The organism is Natrinema caseinilyticum (assembly GCF_024227435.1).
GTDB classification, from domain to species: domain Archaea; phylum Halobacteriota; class Halobacteria; order Halobacteriales; family Natrialbaceae; genus Natrinema; species Natrinema caseinilyticum.
Genome location: NZ_CP100445.1, coordinates 1,953,287 through 1,967,963, shown reverse-complemented (window position 1 = coordinate 1,967,963; position 14,677 = coordinate 1,953,287). Strand labels below are relative to the sequence as shown.

General features: G+C 63.0%; 17 protein-coding genes. 11 read left to right on the top strand and 6 right to left on the bottom strand.

Translation table 11 applies throughout. The annotated features are described in order from the left end of the window. Positions 1–49 precede the first annotated feature (49 nt). Entirely contained in the window at positions 50–304 is a 255-nt protein-coding gene (locus tag NJT13_RS09655; RefSeq protein ID WP_254525349.1) for a DUF7533 family protein, read from the bottom strand. Positions 305–605: 301 nt separating this feature from the next. Between NJT13_RS09655 and NJT13_RS09650 the strand changes: the two genes are divergently transcribed. Beyond that, positions 606–2,474, top strand: coding sequence for a PAS domain-containing sensor histidine kinase (locus tag NJT13_RS09650; protein ID WP_254525348.1), 1,869 nt, complete (start codon positions 606–608; stop codon positions 2,472–2,474). 122 nt (positions 2,475–2,596) lie between these two features. Then, entirely contained in the window at positions 2,597–3,202 is a 606-nt protein-coding gene (locus tag NJT13_RS09645; RefSeq protein ID WP_254525346.1) for a riboflavin synthase, read from the top strand. 73 nt (positions 3,203–3,275) lie between these two features. Here the strand turns inward: NJT13_RS09645 and NJT13_RS09640 are convergent, their stop codons facing one another. Continuing rightward, positions 3,276–4,286 (bottom strand): PrsW family intramembrane metalloprotease, encoded by a 1,011-nt coding sequence (locus NJT13_RS09640; protein WP_254525345.1) that lies wholly within the window; start codon positions 4,284–4,286, stop codon positions 3,276–3,278. A gap of 147 nt (positions 4,287–4,433) precedes the next feature. Next, positions 4,434–4,859, bottom strand: coding sequence for a DUF7522 family protein (locus tag NJT13_RS09635; protein WP_254525344.1), 426 nt, complete (start codon positions 4,857–4,859; stop codon positions 4,434–4,436). Between the two features lie 204 nt (positions 4,860–5,063). On the opposite strand from NJT13_RS09635, the gene NJT13_RS09630 reads away from it, so the two are divergent. Together NJT13_RS09630 and NJT13_RS09625 are read left to right on the top strand one after the other, a co-directional pair. Further along, entirely contained in the window at positions 5,064–5,441 is a 378-nt protein-coding gene (locus NJT13_RS09630; RefSeq protein ID WP_254525343.1) for a DUF7532 family protein, read from the top strand. 85 nt (positions 5,442–5,526) lie between these two features. Beyond that, on the top strand, positions 5,527–6,966 hold the full coding sequence (locus NJT13_RS09625; protein WP_254525342.1) for a ribonuclease FAU-1 family protein: 1,440 nt from the start codon (positions 5,527–5,529) through the stop codon (positions 6,964–6,966). A gap of 64 nt (positions 6,967–7,030) precedes the next feature. Here the strand turns inward: NJT13_RS09625 and NJT13_RS09620 are convergent, their stop codons facing one another. Continuing rightward, positions 7,031–7,651 (bottom strand): DUF7509 family protein, encoded by a 621-nt coding sequence (locus tag NJT13_RS09620; protein ID WP_254525341.1) that lies wholly within the window; start codon positions 7,649–7,651, stop codon positions 7,031–7,033. Positions 7,652–7,749: 98 nt separating this feature from the next. On the opposite strand from NJT13_RS09620, the gene NJT13_RS09615 reads away from it, so the two are divergent. Beyond that, the gene (locus NJT13_RS09615; RefSeq protein ID WP_254525340.1) at positions 7,750–8,157 is read left to right on the top strand and encodes a winged helix-turn-helix domain-containing protein; all 408 of its coding nucleotides are present in this window, start codon (positions 7,750–7,752) and stop codon (positions 8,155–8,157) included. A gap of 63 nt (positions 8,158–8,220) precedes the next feature. Here NJT13_RS09615 and NJT13_RS09610 read toward each other — a convergent pair whose 3' ends face one another. Continuing rightward, positions 8,221–8,355, bottom strand: coding sequence for a DUF7560 family zinc ribbon protein (locus tag NJT13_RS09610; protein ID WP_254525339.1), 135 nt, complete (start codon positions 8,353–8,355; stop codon positions 8,221–8,223). A gap of 167 nt (positions 8,356–8,522) precedes the next feature. Here NJT13_RS09610 and NJT13_RS09605 point away from each other — a divergent pair, with 167 nt between their 5' ends. After that, positions 8,523–9,299, top strand: coding sequence for an SDR family oxidoreductase (locus tag NJT13_RS09605; protein ID WP_254525338.1), 777 nt, complete (start codon positions 8,523–8,525; stop codon positions 9,297–9,299). Between the two features lie 27 nt (positions 9,300–9,326). On the opposite strand, the gene NJT13_RS09600 is transcribed toward NJT13_RS09605, so the two are convergent. Then, complete coding sequence (locus NJT13_RS09600; protein ID WP_254525337.1) at positions 9,327–9,767, bottom strand: hypothetical protein; 441 nt, start codon at positions 9,765–9,767, stop codon at positions 9,327–9,329. Between the two features lie 105 nt (positions 9,768–9,872). On the opposite strand from NJT13_RS09600, the gene NJT13_RS09595 reads away from it, so the two are divergent. From NJT13_RS09595 to NJT13_RS09570, 5 genes are all read left to right on the top strand, one after another. Then, the gene (locus tag NJT13_RS09595) at positions 9,873–10,217 is read left to right on the top strand and encodes a winged helix-turn-helix domain-containing protein (RefSeq protein ID WP_254525336.1); all 345 of its coding nucleotides are present in this window, start codon (positions 9,873–9,875) and stop codon (positions 10,215–10,217) included. A 1-nt stretch (position 10,218) separates the two neighbouring features. Beyond that, on the top strand, positions 10,219–10,563 hold the full coding sequence (locus tag NJT13_RS09590; RefSeq protein ID WP_425499797.1) for a DUF7521 family protein: 345 nt from the start codon (positions 10,219–10,221) through the stop codon (positions 10,561–10,563). Between the two features lie 466 nt (positions 10,564–11,029). Beyond that, positions 11,030–11,485: a winged helix-turn-helix domain-containing protein gene (locus NJT13_RS23185; RefSeq protein ID WP_256549428.1), complete on the top strand. Its 456-nt coding sequence runs from the start codon at positions 11,030–11,032 to the stop codon at positions 11,483–11,485. Continuing rightward, a complete protein-coding gene (locus tag NJT13_RS09575) occupies positions 11,482–11,760 on the top strand; it encodes a DUF7521 family protein (protein ID WP_254525335.1) in 279 nt (92 codons plus the stop codon). Before NJT13_RS23185 ends, NJT13_RS09575 begins: the two co-directional genes overlap by 4 nt. A 269-nt stretch (positions 11,761–12,029) precedes the next feature. Continuing rightward, positions 12,030–14,621, top strand: a complete 2,592-nt coding sequence (locus NJT13_RS09570) for an efflux RND transporter permease subunit (RefSeq protein WP_254525334.1) — start codon at positions 12,030–12,032, stop codon at positions 14,619–14,621. The last annotated feature ends 56 nt before the right edge of the window (positions 14,622–14,677 follow it).

Below are 14,677 nucleotides of genomic sequence, written 5' to 3'. Positions count from 1 at the left end.
TGATCCGAGGACGACTCGCCGTCGTCGCCGACTCCTCTCTCGACGCCCGCTAGGGCCGATCGTCGTCCGAGTCGGACTCCGGGTCTTTCGTGACCGTTCCGACGACTCGTTTCGCCAGCAGTTCCGGAATATCTGTGGGGAGCGTAAGCCAGTGCTGGACGACGACGAGCCCGATAGAGAGCGCGACGAGCGCTACGCCGTAATTCGTCCGTCCCTGTATCAGTAACTCGAGTCCGGCGATCGCCGCGGGGAGCGCCAGAACGAGAGTGCCTGCGAATTTGATCGTGTCGATGATGCCGGCCATTACGACGAGATAGTTTCGGCTCCGTCAAAAGGCCGACGACGGGCGTCTTGACAACCGCCGGTGTCGGGGAAACGTCTGCGAACCCGTCTCCGCTGCATCTCAGCGAGCCCCGCTTGTGCGAGTTTCCGAAGTAAGATGTGGATACTAATTCATTGCGGAAATATTCGGACTCGTAGTTATTCCGTAGCCGCAATCGGGGGAATAATCTCGTTTTCGGTGTGTATGTCGGATCGTATACTAAAAGATTAAAACCAATTGCCGACCGTGGTTCAGTATCGGCCACTCCACGACGATTCACGTTATGCCTCGCCACTCCCGTCACCGATACGAAGCGATCTGCGAAGCGTCACCCGATGCTATCATTCTCGTCGATGCCGACGGACGGATCACGTACGCGAACAGACGAGTAGTGGATCTGTTCGGCTACGAACCGGACGAACTCGTCGGCGACCCCATCGAGGTCATCGTGCCGGAAGCGTCCCGCGACGAACACGTCACGAAACGGGATCGGTACATCGACGACCCCGAAACTCGGCCGATGGGTGCGAATATCGATCTGTTCGGCCGCCGGAAAGACGGGACTCTTATTCCGGTCGACATCAGTCTGAGTCCGATCGAGAGCGATTTCGGACTCGAGATTATGGCCGCAGTCCGGGACGTTAGCGACCAGTACGCGCTTCGGACGAAGTATCAGACGATCCTCGAGGCGGTTCCCGATGCCGTCGTCGTCGCCGATGCGACGACCGGTGAGATCGTCGAGATGAACGAAAAGACGACGGACCTGCTCGGATACGAGCCGAACGAACTCGTCGGAAAGAGCCAGTCCATCTTGCATCCATCGACGGAGAACGCACGCTATCGCGACCTCTTCGAACAGCACATCGCCGACGAACAGTCGATCTTCACGCAGTTGCCGGACGGTTCGGACATACACGTCGAAACCAAAGCCGGCGAGAAAATCCCGGTCGAAATCAACGCCCACGTGTTCGAATTGCAGGGCGACCGGCTGATCGCTGGCGTCTTCCGCGAGGTGACGGCCCGAAAGGAGTACGAGCGACAACTCCACGCGCTCCACGAGGCGACGCGTCACCTGATGCAAGCGGACGACCGCGAAGAAATCGCCCGGCTCGTCGCGGACGCTTCGAAGACGATACTCGGATACCGCAGTACCGTGGTCCGACTCGCCGACGAAACGCATCTGCATCCGATCGCCGTTACCGACGAGGCGAAAGCGGACATGGGGGATCGACCGGTCTATCCGACCGTCGGTGAGAATCCGGCGAGCCGTGCGTACGACCGCGGGAACCTCATCCGGTACGACGATGTCCGCACCGTCGACGACGGCTACGACCGCGGTGACGTCCGTTCTGCGCTTTACCTCCCGATCGGGGACCACGGGGTGATCAGTATCGTCGATCCGAACGTCAGCGCGTTCGATCCGTCGGACGACGAACTCGCGTCGATCCTGTCGGTGAACGCAGAAACTGCCCTGAATCGACTCGCACACGAGCGTACCGTAGAGCGGCAAAACGAACGACTCGACGAGTTCGCGAGCATCCTGGCCCACGACCTCAGAAATCCACTCAACGTTGCCTACGCGCTGTTAGAAGGCGCTCGAGCGGACCACTCGATCGCGGAACTCGACGAGATGGGGCGGGTATTCGATCGAATGGCGGGGATCATCGACGACGTGCTGACGATGGTCCGGAACGGATACGACGTCGACGCCATCGAGCCGCTGGAACTCGGCGCCGTCGTCGAGGAGTGTTGGGAGAACGTGGCGACCGAAGATGCGTCCATCCGGGTCGATTCGGAGGGGCTCTTCCACGCCGACTCGAGGCGCATCCGGAACGTGTTCGAGAACCTCTTTCGGAACGCGATCGAACACGGTGGACAGACCGTCTCCGTCTCCGTTGGCGTTTCCGAGGGCGGCTTTTACGTTGCCGACGACGGGCCCGGGATTCCGGAAACTGACCGCGATCAGGTGCTCGAACTGGGGTGGACGACGAACGACGACGGGACGGGACTCGGCCTGAATATCGTCCTCGCGATCGCACAGGCCCACGGGTGGGACGTCGACGTCACCGAGAGCGAATCCGGCGGTGCGCGGTTCGACTTCGTCGGGGCCCGGACCGTCCACTTCGACGATTCCTTCGAAGCCGATACGTAGTGTCCCCGCAGTCCGATCTTCGCGCAGTCACCCTCCCCCGCGGTCGCCACCCTCCTCGGTCTCGAAGCGGCGCGGATACGGGGACCGGAACGGCTTTCTTCCGCCACCGACCACCCGTACGTATGTTTACCGGCATCGTCGAAGAGACGGGCACCCTCCGATCCCGAGAGCGGACCGAAGACGGTCTCCGACTGCGAATCGGCGCCGAGGAGGTCGCGACCGGGCTCGAACACGGCCAGAGTATCAGCGTCAGCGGCGTGTGTCTGACCGTCGAGCGGTATTCCGATGGCGAATGGTTCGAGGTCTTTCTGGCGACCGAGACCGTCGACCGGACCTACCTGGGCGATCTCGAGACGGGTGCGGCGGTCAACGTCGAGCGGGCGATGCCGGCCGACGGTCGATTCGACGGCCACGTCGTCCAGGGCCACGTCGACGCGGTCGCGACCGTCACGGACGTCGAGCCCGTCGACGAGGACTGGTTTTTCGAGTTCGAACTTCCCGACGGGTACGAGCGGTACGTCGTCGAGAAGGGATCGATCACGCTCGACGGCATCAGTCTGACCGTCGCCGACCTCGACGCGCAACGCGGCCGGGTGACCGTCGCGGTCATCCCCACGACCTATCAGCTCACGACGCTCTCGGAGAAAGCGCCCGGCGATCCGGTCCACCTCGAGGTCGACGTGCTCGCGAAGTACGTCGAACGACTGCTCGAGGCGCGCTTTGACTGATCCCGAGGTCGGCTCGCCGTCGCTGACGGCCGGACCGACGGTGCCGTGACGGGATCGGCGTCGTCCGGGACGCTCAGCGCTGCGGCGGGTCGAATTCCGTCATCTCCGGCCGCGAGACCTCGGGTTCCCTCCGGGCGGCGCGATACGTGTCGCGATAGCGAGAGAGTTTCCGATACAGGTAGTAGCCGATCGCGAGGTCGTAAACGACCACGTAGGTGACGAACGCGAATCCGAAGCCGACGGGGAGGAGACCAGCGAGGATGCCGGGGACGAATCCGACCGTGACGTTGTACGTCCCGTGAACGAACGCCGCGACGAGCAGTCCCTTGATGACGATCGGGCCCGCGTACTCGCCGTTGAACTTCGCCAGTCCGAGGTAGTAGCCCGCGATCGCGGAGTAGATGACGTGGCCGGGCCCGGCTAGCGCCCGGACCGTCGCGATTCCGCTTGCGGTGACGAATAGATTGGCTTCCGGGTTCGCTTCTCCGATGACTCGGCTGATGTAGAGCGCGTTCTCGATGGCCGCAAAGCCCAGCCCCGCGACGGCGCCATAGACCGCACCGTCGATGACCGCATCGAAACTGTCGCTCCGGTAGGCGAACGTCTGAACGGCGAGTAGTTTCACCGTTTCCTCGACGGGGCCGACGATCAAATAATAGAAGAGGATCCCGCCGCCGATGCCGATCACCGCGCTGGTAAACGAGTTGACGAGGGCGGCGAACGTCGCGAACAGGACCGCGAGCACGAATGTCACGACGAGCAAGGTGAGCGGCTCGCTCGTCGTGATGTCCGTGTACCAGATATACGCCGCGAGCAATCCCGCCGGGACGACCGAGAGCCCGAAAAAGATGGAAACGAACGGGTCCTCGAGGACGACCGCTGCGGGCGAGATCAGCAAGACGAGCGTTATCGCGATCGCGATCAGCAAGACGAGCGCGCGAAACCCGTAGCCAGCGACGTTGTAGAGGGTGTACGCGAGCAGATCGACGATCGATCGCGGTTCCCACGTCGAGACGTCGTAGAGGTCGATTGACCCGTCCCCGTTTCGCTCCGCGGCTCGTTCGACCGGGTCGCGCCTACGCATGGCGGTCTGTTCGGCTTCCGCCCCGGTATAGGTTCGGCAATCGGCGACTCGAGTGTGTCTCCTCGACGGATGGGCCGCGTCGCGATTTCCGGCGCCCAGTCCACGACCGACCGTGCCGGTTCGGGTGTGTGGCGCGGGGGGTCGTGTTCAGTCTCCGCGTAGCAGTCCTCGGACGGCAATGGCCGCGTCTTCGAAGGCGTTGACGTCCATGCTGTCCGTCGTCAACAGGACGCCGGCCCCGTCTTCGAGCACTCTGGCGACGAATCCGTCGTCGTGGAATCGAACGGTGAATTCGTATTCGCCGATGTTCGATTTCCCTTCGCTGTCGCTGATCGCCGTCCGAACCGGTCGTTCCGCGAATCCGACCTGTTCTAGCTCGACCAGTTTCGCTTTGGCCCGCCGGGCATCGTCCGCCGACCCGTAGAGATCCTGACGGAGGTACAGGATATCGAACGTCGACGGGGTGAAATAGATCACGCTCCGGAGGGTGTCTCCGAGACCGGTTCGTGCAGCGCTGACGATACTCGTGGCCAGGTCGTCGTCGACCTCGGTTCTGTAGTCGTGGGCTATCATGAGCACTGTTGGCGGTTCGCGGTATCAAGCGTTTCGCCTACCGGTATCCCGTCCGGAAATCCAACAGGACGGGTGCGTTCGCGAGCACCGCACCGGTCACCGACCGAAGCCGACTTCGAGTCGGTTCGATCGCGACGGGCGGTCGGTCTCGGCGGCCGGCGCGGACTCGGAATGATCAAAGGTCTTCCGACCCAACCGGCGCGTATGCACTTCGATCAGCGAACCCAGCGGGCGCTTCGCGACGTCGGCCTCGGGACCGACGATCTCCGGGCCGCTTCCGAGGCGGTCGTCGAAGCCGTTCGGGCCGATGCGACCGCGCTCGAGGAGTTCTTCGACTCCAACGATACCGTGTACTCGGACATGTCCATGGCCCACTCGAGTTCCGAGTATCCGGAACACACCGTCGAGTACGCCGATATTACGACTCACGGCGGCGAAATGCGCGGCTGGCTGCGATTCGACACGTGGGGCGTTTACGTCGAGGACGGGCGACTCCTGGACGACGGCTCCGTCGAGCTGTCCCTCGGGCCGACGATCGACGACCGGGTCCGGTTCGCCGCGACGCGAGAGACGATACGATGATGATCACGGTCGAGGCCGGGATCGGGGCGCTCGAGCGCGAGTCACGACGCGTGAGCGACGACCGGCGGGACGCGGAGGGACGGCGATGACGACGGTTCGAGTCCGCGGTATCTACACGACGGCGGCGACCCAGCTACTGGCCGAGACCGACTGCGAGGTCGTCCAGCCTTCAGAGCCGATCCGTGACCGCTTCGATCGGTCGTTCGATACCGTGCCGGCCGACGTCTCGATCGAGACGACCCGCGATCGGCAGGGCGTCGAGATTTCGGGTGACCCTGACGGGGTCGAGACGGTCGTGAGCGCACTCGAGACCCTGGCGATCGACACGTTCTGCTGGTCCGGAGACGTCGCTCGAGGGGCGGTTTTCGACGCCGAGGTGCTCGAGGCCGAGGGCGGGAGCGGTGCGGTCGTCGCCCTCGGCGACGGTCGCCGAGGGTATCTGAAGTACGACGATGCCGACGGCTACGTGGACGAGGGGAATCGGTACCGGGTGCAGGTCCAGGAACCCGCGCCGCCGTGGGACGACGATCGACCGCTCGTCCGGCCGACCCTCGAGATTCGTGGCGGACTCTGTACCCTTTCTCGCGGCCGAACGGGCGTCTCGGCGGCGCTTCGGGGCGAGCGTGCCGACGAACTCGTCGGCATGACGGATCTCCTCTCGGTCGACGTTCCGGACGGGTGGGGAGTCCGCTGGCAGCAGGCGGCCGCCGATGCGACCCTCGAGGCGATGGGCGCCGCCCTCGAGGACGCCGCGGACCGGACGCGGTCGCTCGAGGACGCACTCGCCGAGACGCCGGCAGAGCCGAACGAGCCGGGGCTGCTCGCTGCACCGGAGACGACGGCGTGGTGCTGGTTCGGGCGGGAATCGCGATTCGCGCTGGACGGCGTTCGAAAGCGCGTGGAGACGACGATGCCGGGCCACCATCGGGCGAAGGCGGCTGATCGAGCGGCGAGCGCGGCGGTCGACTTCGCCGAGGCGGTCTGCGGATCGTTCGGAGACGATGGCGTCGTCGCCGATTCCGAGTTCCCCTTCGCGGCGGTCGCTCGCCAGTTCGGCCCGACGGTCGGCGATCGACTCGAGATCGGTCACGGCAAACCCGACGGCCGGCTCGTTTCACTGGGGCGTGGCGAGGTGACCGACTGGGACCCCGAGGGCAAGGTGACCCTGGAACGCTCGATGAGCCCCGGCGGTCGCTACGACGCACTCGACGTTCCCAGAGAACGGGGCGACGTCGCCGTGACGAAGTTCCGCGAGGGTCGGTGGTGGTATCCGACGACGTACAGGGCCGCAGACGGGACGACGAAAGGCACCTACGTCAACGTCTGTACGCCCGTCGAACTGTTCCCGGACTGCGTTCGATACGTCGACCTCTACATCGACGTGATCCGGAACGCCGACGGGACGGTGTCCGTGGTGGATACGGAAGAACTCGCAGACGCCGTCGACGACGGACTGGTTTCCGATGTGCTAGCCGAAAAGGCGACGAGCGTGGCGGAGGCCGTCGAGCGCGCCCTCTCGAAGTAACGGCGTGTCCGCTCGGTGCACCGTACGCTCTCGGAACGGACCCGACGAATTTCGTTCGAACCGGTCACTCGAGAGAGTCGAGATCGTCGAACTGCTCGCGATTCATCGTGGTTATGACGAACCGTCTCACCGTGTCGACCAGTTCGTCTTCCGTCTCGTACGTTTCGATTCGGAGGTCCCATCGGGTTCGCGCTGACCGGATCATCTCGCTGGTGACGTTCGCTTCGTGTACGAAGACGAGTCTCTCGTTGTGTGTGTCAGCCACGTTCTCGAGGATACTCCCCGCTTCTTCTCCGACACCGAGGTTGTGTCCGAGGAACGGAACGACGAAAACCGTCGCGTTCGCACGGCGGGTATATTCGATACTTTGCGTCACGGCGTCGACCTGCTCCGTGTCGACGTCGACATCGACTGCGAGAAACGCGTTCACTCCTGGATTCGTCCGAAGATGTCCTTGAACACGCCTGAGCAGCGCTTTCGCTTCGTCGATTGCGTCTTCGTTCTGGAACAGTTTGCGAAACGGGCCCGGAAGATCCGCGACGGCCACTCGTTTTCGTTGCTCGTCAGTCAGAACGTAATTCAAGTTGAACGATTTGTACGGCCCCATCAGATACAGGAGAAACCGGTCGTAGGTCACGCTTCCGAGCCGATTTGCAACGAGGTTGCGAGTTATTTTCGCGGACACGGGCGAGAATACTACCGACCATAATATAAAAGGTAGTATTTTCAGCGAAAGCCGGCTTGACAAAGGCTAAAAGCTGGGAGCGAGTACCGTGGGACAAGATGGGCACGAAACACACCGGGATCGTCGACGACGTTCCGGACGACCCGAACGAACTCCTCCCCGAGACGAGCGTTCTCTCTCTCGAGGAGTATCTCGACATGCAGGCTGCGATCGGGAACCGGACGCGCTTCGAGATCGTGTACCGGCTCTCTCATACCGGTGAGATGACGCCCACCGAACTCGACGCAGTGATGGACGTCGACGATAGCACGCTCCACTACCACCTCAACGAACTCCGCGACGTGGGGCTGATCGAGAAACGCGTCCGGACGGAACGGGACAGCGACGGACTGTACACGTACTACCGAGCGACGGTTCTCGGGGACGTCATCCTGGAACACGGTGTCGAGGAACTTCTGCACCGTGAACGGGACTTCCTGGAGGCATACGATAGCAGCCGTCCCTGACTCGAGCGCGGGTGCGGGCTCGAGTTCCACACTCGACGCCTCGTTTTGCTCACGTTCGTGCCGTTACATCGCGAAGTTGTCCGGGGTCACCGAACGTCCACAGATGGGGCACCCGTTCGCCAGCGTTGCCTCGCGCATCGGTCCGGTGACGGGGATCTCTCGGCCGCAGTCCGGGCAGCTAAATTCGTACGGTTTCATGGATGTGGAAGGGGATTCTGCATCCGATACATGCCGTTCCCCGGGGATAGGGTGCGGACCCAGATATAGAGGGACGTATATATGGGGCGCTCGCCTCGCCGCCGACCGGAATTCTGCAGCCGAATCCGGTACGTACGTTTACACTCTTCGGGTTCGATTGATCCGCCATGAACTGTCGAACGCTCCTTACGGGTGCGACCGGAACGCTCGGGACGGCGTTGCGACCCCGATTGTGTGACGCGGGACACGACGTTCGCGCGGCGAGCCGTTCACCGCCGGACGGCGGCGATGACGACGTGTCGTGGACGTTTCTCGACCTGATCGACGGCACGGGCGTTCGAGACGCGCTCGAGGCCGTCGACGTCGTCGTTCACGCGGCCAGCGCGCCCCGCGGCGACAGCGAGGCCGTCGACGTCCGGGGCACCGAACGACTGCTCGAGGCGGCGGCTGACGCCGAGGTTTCGAACTTCCTGTACGTCTCCATCGTCGGCGTCGACGACGTCCCGCTCTCGTACTACGAGCACAAACTGGCAGCGGAGCGGGCCGTCGAAGCGAGCGAGGTCCCGTCGACGATCACCCGCATCACCATGTTCCACGAGTTCGTCGCCGATCTGCTCGAGTCAATTACGCGGGTCCCGATCTGGCCGCTTCCGACGAGGATTCGGCTCCAGCCGATCGCGGTCGGCGAAGCCGCCGACACGGTCGTCGAACACGCGACGATGGAACCGGCGGGCCGGACGCCCGACACCGGCGGTCCCGAAGTGCGGTCCGTCAGCGACCTCGCGCGGACCTACCGGGACTCGAGGGGAGTGCGACGACCGATCGTTCGCCTTCCGATCCCGGGGAAAACCGCCGCCGGGTTCAGAGCCGGTGGAGCGACCTGTCCTGATCGAACCGTCGGCACGGTGACGTGGGACGAGTGGATCGAAGCGCGGTACGATTGATCGCCGCGACCGGCGACGAGATCCCCGTCACAGGAGATTCGCGACGACGAACGCGGCCTGTGCGACCACGATGGTCGTCAGCGTCGCGACGACGCACAGTTCGTAGAGACCGCGTACGTGATCGGTGACGAACGCGTCGGCGCGCTCGAGGCCCGCGGCGAGCGCTCGCGATCCGAGATACGTCAGTGCGACGAACGCGGGAAACGCGGCCAGCGCGAGCGGCGTCGGCGCGTACTCCGGGCCGTAGTAGGTGCCGACGCTCCACCGGATGCGGACGCTGTCGCCGAGAACCGTGGCCGACGCGAGACTCACGGCGATGCTAGCGAGGACGACGAGGAGTCCGCCGCCGGCGGTGGGTCGGAGTCGACCGCCGTCGGGGCCCCCAACCCGCACAGCCAGCCTCGTCGCTCCGCGACGGGTTCGTTCGACGATCCGTTCGAGCGGTCCGATCGGACGAGTCGGTTGCATCACACTGCCACCGACGGGACGGGGACGAAAAACTCGGCGCGCACGACTGCAGCGGCTGCAGTAGCGAAAACCCCTTTATGTGCCTTCTCTGTACACACGAAAACCGTGAGTGAGGAGGTCGACGTCGAAACGATCGGGGACTTGCTCAGTGACCCGACGGTGCGAACGATCCTCACCCAGACGAGCCAGGAACCCATGACAGCGAATACGTTGAGCGATCACTGCGACGCGTCCAAACCCACGGTGTACCGGCGACTGGATGACCTCCGTGAGTGCGGGCTTCTCGTCGAACGGACCAGACCCGACCCCGATCGGGGTCACCACCGAACGGTCTACGCGACGAATCTGAAGCGGATTACGGTCGAACTCGAGGACGAGGGGCTGGCGCTCCGTCTCGACCGTCACGAGGATATCGCCGATCGGTTCACGAGGCTAATCGAGGGGATATGACGTGGGACCGATCACTCATCCTGTCGGGACAGCGTTGTTACAGCTCTGGGACGTGGCGCTACCGCCGGAGTGGGTGACGACGTTCGTTCAGACCACCGACGTTTTGAGCGCGCTCATCGGATCGTTCATCGCGTACCAGGCCTACCGAGGGTATCGACGAAACGACAGCCGGCCGATGTTGTTCATCGCAGTCGGGTTCGCGCTGGCGCTTGCCGTGCCGTTTCTGTTACTATTGCTCTACGTGACGTTTCCGTTCGTTTCGGAGACGCTCGCCGCGGTTCTCGGCCAGTGCAGTCAGGTAGCCGGGTTGATCGCGATTCTGTACGCGCTGCGGATGCCGGCATGAGTCCGACGTCGACGCCGTCGAACCGCTGGAACTCGGTCCCGTCGTCGCAAAGCGCTGGGAGACCGTGGCGACCGGAGATGCGTCGCTCGAGGACCCGTTTGAGGGGCTGTTCCACGCCGATTCGGGGCGTGTCCGGAACGTCGACGAATCCAGCGTCGAGTACCGTCGCCATTACGGCCCGGTCGTCTATATCCCACCTGCGGTACGGGAAACCCCGGCGTAAACGCCGGGGAGGATGTCACGTCTGCACTGTCGGAGTCCGATCCCACGATGAGGGACTGGATCTCTGTGCATCGGAGCAATTACCGACACAACCGTCCAATTCCGGCTGCCAGAACGGACATCGGCTTCCCTGCTAGTCCATCAATCTGGGACAACCCGGTATCCATATTATCCTCTGCTCTCAAAACCGAGTAGCTGACAGCTTACACTGCCACAACCCGATACGGGTCGATACCTCACAGATATGCCTGAAGAATATGCGAATCGAAATCGTCTTTTTCTGATTCCAACGTGGTCGTCCGTCACGCAGACGTCCAGTGAGACGGATCAGAGCGATACGAGGGATGCGGAGTCGCCTCCCGTGTCGGTGGTGTTGCGGTCACTCGAGGACGAAAAATGCAGAGCGATACTCACGGCGTTGCGTGAACCGAAATCCGCGGCTGACCTCCAGACGAAATGCGATCTTGCGAGGTCGACGGTGTACAGGAAACTCGAACGCCTCCGAGAGGCATCCCTCGTTAGAGAATATACGGAAGTTCGCCGCGATGGACCAAACGCGACACTCTACGAACGGGATTTCACGGATATCTCGATCGGCATCGACGACGACGACGAGTTTACCGTCTCTATCGATCGACGAACGAAAGACGCAGAGGATCGCATGGCCACGTTCTGGTCGGAGATGAAGAAGGAATCATGATAGACGACCTCGTCGTGTTACTTGGCGTCATCAAGACTGTCGCCCTCGTTCTTGGCGGCATCGTCTCGCTGTTGGCGTATCGCGCGTATCGACGAACGCAGATCGACGGGCTCCAGTACTTCGCAGTCGGTCTCATCGTGATCACGATCGGGACGTTTCTGATCGGCGTGCTCCATCATCTCCTCGGCGTGCCGAGTGTCCAGGGTATGCTCTTCGAAAGCCTCCTCCTCTGTATCGGGTTTCTCATCATGATCCACGGATTGTACGGTTACTAACGACGGGGTCGTGTAACTGGTCGGCGCTCTGCTTCTGCGCTCTGCTTCTCCCTGCGTTGTGCGACTCGAGCGACAGTGTCGGTCCCGCAATTGGAGACCACGCGAGTACCGCTGAAAGGTCGGTACTGTGGTTATCTCACGTTCTGGGACCCTTCCTTCGTACCTTGTGAGGTACGCACCGAGCGTCTGATGATGAGCAGTTCCACAATGGCGCTTCGTCGGGCCGACACGCGGGAACCGCGTTCGTCAGCAACGGGAGGGAGTATTTGATGCGGGAACAACTGCCGCAACGGTATGCAGACGCCCTCGTCGCACGACGTCGACTCGTGATCGCACTGTCGTTTCTGCTCACCATCGCCGTCGGCGCTGGTGCGGTCGTCGGCACCAGTCCGGATGGGTCGATCGGGCAGGCGGGTATCAACTCCGAGGAGCAGGCGGCCTTCGACGAGATCGAATCGACGTACGGAACGAACGATGCGATAGTCACCCAAATCGTCGTCAGAAAGGACGGCGGTGACGTCCTCACCCGCGAGTCGCTCCTGCGGAGCCTCCGTCTCCAACGGGAGATACAGCGGAACGAATCCATCGAAGCGACGCTACGGGCGGAGTCGAGCACGATCGGTATCGAAAATACCGTTGCGACTGCGGCCTACGTCCGGGACCAGACCGCCGGGAACGAGACCCACGGTTCGACCGCGAGCGCTCGGCACGAACAGCCGCCGGCCCCCACGCTAGACGAACAGATCGCAGCGCTCGAATCACGTTCGCCCGAGGAGGTCGAGTCACTCGTCGCGCACGTCCTCGACCCGAACGTGACCACGTCCGGCCCTGACCCGACTGCGTCCCTCCCGACACACTACGAGTCCGGAACGACGCGTGCGGAGGCGAGGCTCACGCTCGTCTTCCACTCGCCGACTGCCGGTGACGATGGTGAAACACCACAGGAGACGTACGACGCACAGGTCGCCACTGCATCGCTCGTCGACGAACGGTTCAGTGACGCGTTCGTCTTCGGGCAGGGCATCGTCGATGACGCGTCCACTCAGGCCATCGGCGATAGTTTTCTCATCATCACCCCCGTCGCAGTCGCCCTCCTGCTCGTCGTCCTCGGTGTCGCCTACCGCGATCCGGTCGACGTTGTCGTGAGCCTGTTCGGGATCGGAATCGTACTGGTGTGGCTGCAAGGTACCCAGGGCTGGCTCGGAGTCTCGTCCAGTTCGATCCTCATCGCCGTCCCGTTCCTCCTCGTCGGGCTCAGCATCGACTATTCACTCCACGTCGTCATGCGCTATCGAGAGGCTAGAACGGGCGCGCTCGAGGACGACGGCGCGATCGGTGACCCGCGATCACCCACCGCAGCTATGCGATTGAGTATGAGGGGTGTCGTCGTCGCGCTGACGGCCGCTGCCTTCACGACCGGGATCGGGTTCTTCTCGAACTACGTCAGCCCGCTGGCCTCGATTCGGGACTTCGCTCTCCTGAGCGCTACCGGTATCATCGCAATGTTCGTCGTCTTCACGGCGCTGGTCCCGGCCGTCAAACTCGAGGTCGAAAACCTCCTCGCTCGCCTCGGACGAGATCGACGGCGGTCCGCCTTCGGGGTCGGAGATGGGCCTATCAGCACCGTTCTTTCGAGCACCGCAACCCTCACGAATCAGATCCCGGTCGTCATTCTGGTTCTCGGTCTCGTCGCGGCGGGCGTCGGTGCCTACGGTGCGACCGGGCTGGATACGGAATTCAATCGAGCCGACTTCCTCCCGGAAGACGCCCCCGATTGGATGGAGTCGCTTCCGGAACCATTTGCCCCGGCAGACTATGACATCCGCGAGAATCTGGCGTACCTAAGCGACACCTTTCGGCAGCGTGGGCAGGGGGCAGAAGCACAGATACTGCTACGCGGGAACGTGACCTCTCCGGCGCTGCTCGAAGCAACCGATGACACCCCGAAATCGGCACCGCAGAACGGAACGATCGCCATGCAGGCCGACGGTACTGCCGCCGTCGAGAGTCCAGCGACCGTTCTCCGCTCCGTCGCCGCCGAGAATCAGACAGTAGCTAACGCGATAGACGCACACGATTCGGACGGTGACGGGCTTCCCGACGAGAACGTCGCCGAAGTGTATGACCTCGTCTACGGTGTTGCACCCGAGCGGGCGTCATCCGTAATGTACCGCGCGGAAAACGGGTCGTACGTGTCGGCCCGGGTGATCGTCGGTGTGCAAGCTGATGCGTCTGCTCAGTCGATTGCCGACGATGTCCGTCACGTTGCGTCTGGTATCGAAGCGACTGCACCGGCCAACGCCGTCGCAACGGGTGGTCCGGTCGTCACCGCAGTCGTCCAGGGTGCCCTGTTCGAGACGCTCGTCCAAGGGTTTACGGTCACACTGAGTGTTGTTCTGGTATTCCTTCTCGGCCTGTACTGGTGGCGGTACCGCACACCGGGCCTCGCGGTCGTGCTGATCGTTCCCGTCGTCCTCGCGCTCGCGTGGTTACTCGGCGCGATGGCGCTACTCGACATCCCGTTCAACAGTGAGACTGTCGTCATCACCAGTCTCGCCATCGGACTCGGGGTCGACTATAGCATCCATCTCGGTGAACGGGTTATCGACGAACTCGAACGAAACGAATCGGCCGAAGCAGCGCTGGTGACGGCAGTCACGGGAACCGGCGGTGCGTTGCTGGGGAGTGCAGCGACGACAGCAGCGGGCTTCGGGGTCCTCGCGCTCGCGCTTTCGCCGCCGCTTCAGCGCTTCGGTATCGTGACCGCGTTGAGTATCGTCTTCGCGTTCGTAAGCTGCGTGACCCTGTTACCGAGCTTACTCGTCGTTCGGGAACGTCTGCTCGATCGGCATATACGGTGAGGACTGGGGCCGTGAACTACCGAAATTGACGCGACGACATCGAGACGGGCGTACGC

What these genes read in the sequence shown, in the direction of transcription:
- NJT13_RS09655 (WP_254525349.1), bottom strand. Translation starts at nt 304, where the DNA reads ATGGCCGGCATCATCGACACGATCAAATTCGCAGGCACTCTCGTTCTG.
- NJT13_RS09650 (WP_254525348.1), top strand. Translation starts at nt 606, where the DNA reads ATGCCTCGCCACTCCCGTCACCGATACGAAGCGATCTGCGAAGCGTCA.
- NJT13_RS09645 (WP_254525346.1), top strand. Translation starts at nt 2,597, where the DNA reads ATGTTTACCGGCATCGTCGAAGAGACGGGCACCCTCCGATCCCGAGAG.
- NJT13_RS09640 (WP_254525345.1), bottom strand. Translation starts at nt 4,286, where the DNA reads ATGCGTAGGCGCGACCCGGTCGAACGAGCCGCGGAGCGAAACGGGGAC.
- NJT13_RS09635 (WP_254525344.1), bottom strand. Translation starts at nt 4,859, where the DNA reads ATGATAGCCCACGACTACAGAACCGAGGTCGACGACGACCTGGCCACG.
- NJT13_RS09630 (WP_254525343.1), top strand. Translation starts at nt 5,064, where the DNA reads ATGCACTTCGATCAGCGAACCCAGCGGGCGCTTCGCGACGTCGGCCTC.
- NJT13_RS09625 (WP_254525342.1), top strand. Translation starts at nt 5,527, where the DNA reads ATGACGACGGTTCGAGTCCGCGGTATCTACACGACGGCGGCGACCCAG.
- NJT13_RS09615 (WP_254525340.1), top strand. Translation starts at nt 7,750, where the DNA reads ATGGGCACGAAACACACCGGGATCGTCGACGACGTTCCGGACGACCCG.
- NJT13_RS09610 (WP_254525339.1), bottom strand. Translation starts at nt 8,355, where the DNA reads ATGAAACCGTACGAATTTAGCTGCCCGGACTGCGGCCGAGAGATCCCC.
- NJT13_RS09605 (WP_254525338.1), top strand. Translation starts at nt 8,523, where the DNA reads ATGAACTGTCGAACGCTCCTTACGGGTGCGACCGGAACGCTCGGGACG.
- NJT13_RS09600 (WP_254525337.1), bottom strand. Translation starts at nt 9,767, where the DNA reads ATGCAACCGACTCGTCCGATCGGACCGCTCGAACGGATCGTCGAACGA.
- NJT13_RS23185 (WP_256549428.1), top strand. Translation starts at nt 11,030, where the DNA reads ATGCCTGAAGAATATGCGAATCGAAATCGTCTTTTTCTGATTCCAACG.
- NJT13_RS09575 (WP_254525335.1), top strand. Translation starts at nt 11,482, where the DNA reads ATGATAGACGACCTCGTCGTGTTACTTGGCGTCATCAAGACTGTCGCC.
- NJT13_RS09570 (WP_254525334.1), top strand. Translation starts at nt 12,030, where the DNA reads ATGCGGGAACAACTGCCGCAACGGTATGCAGACGCCCTCGTCGCACGA.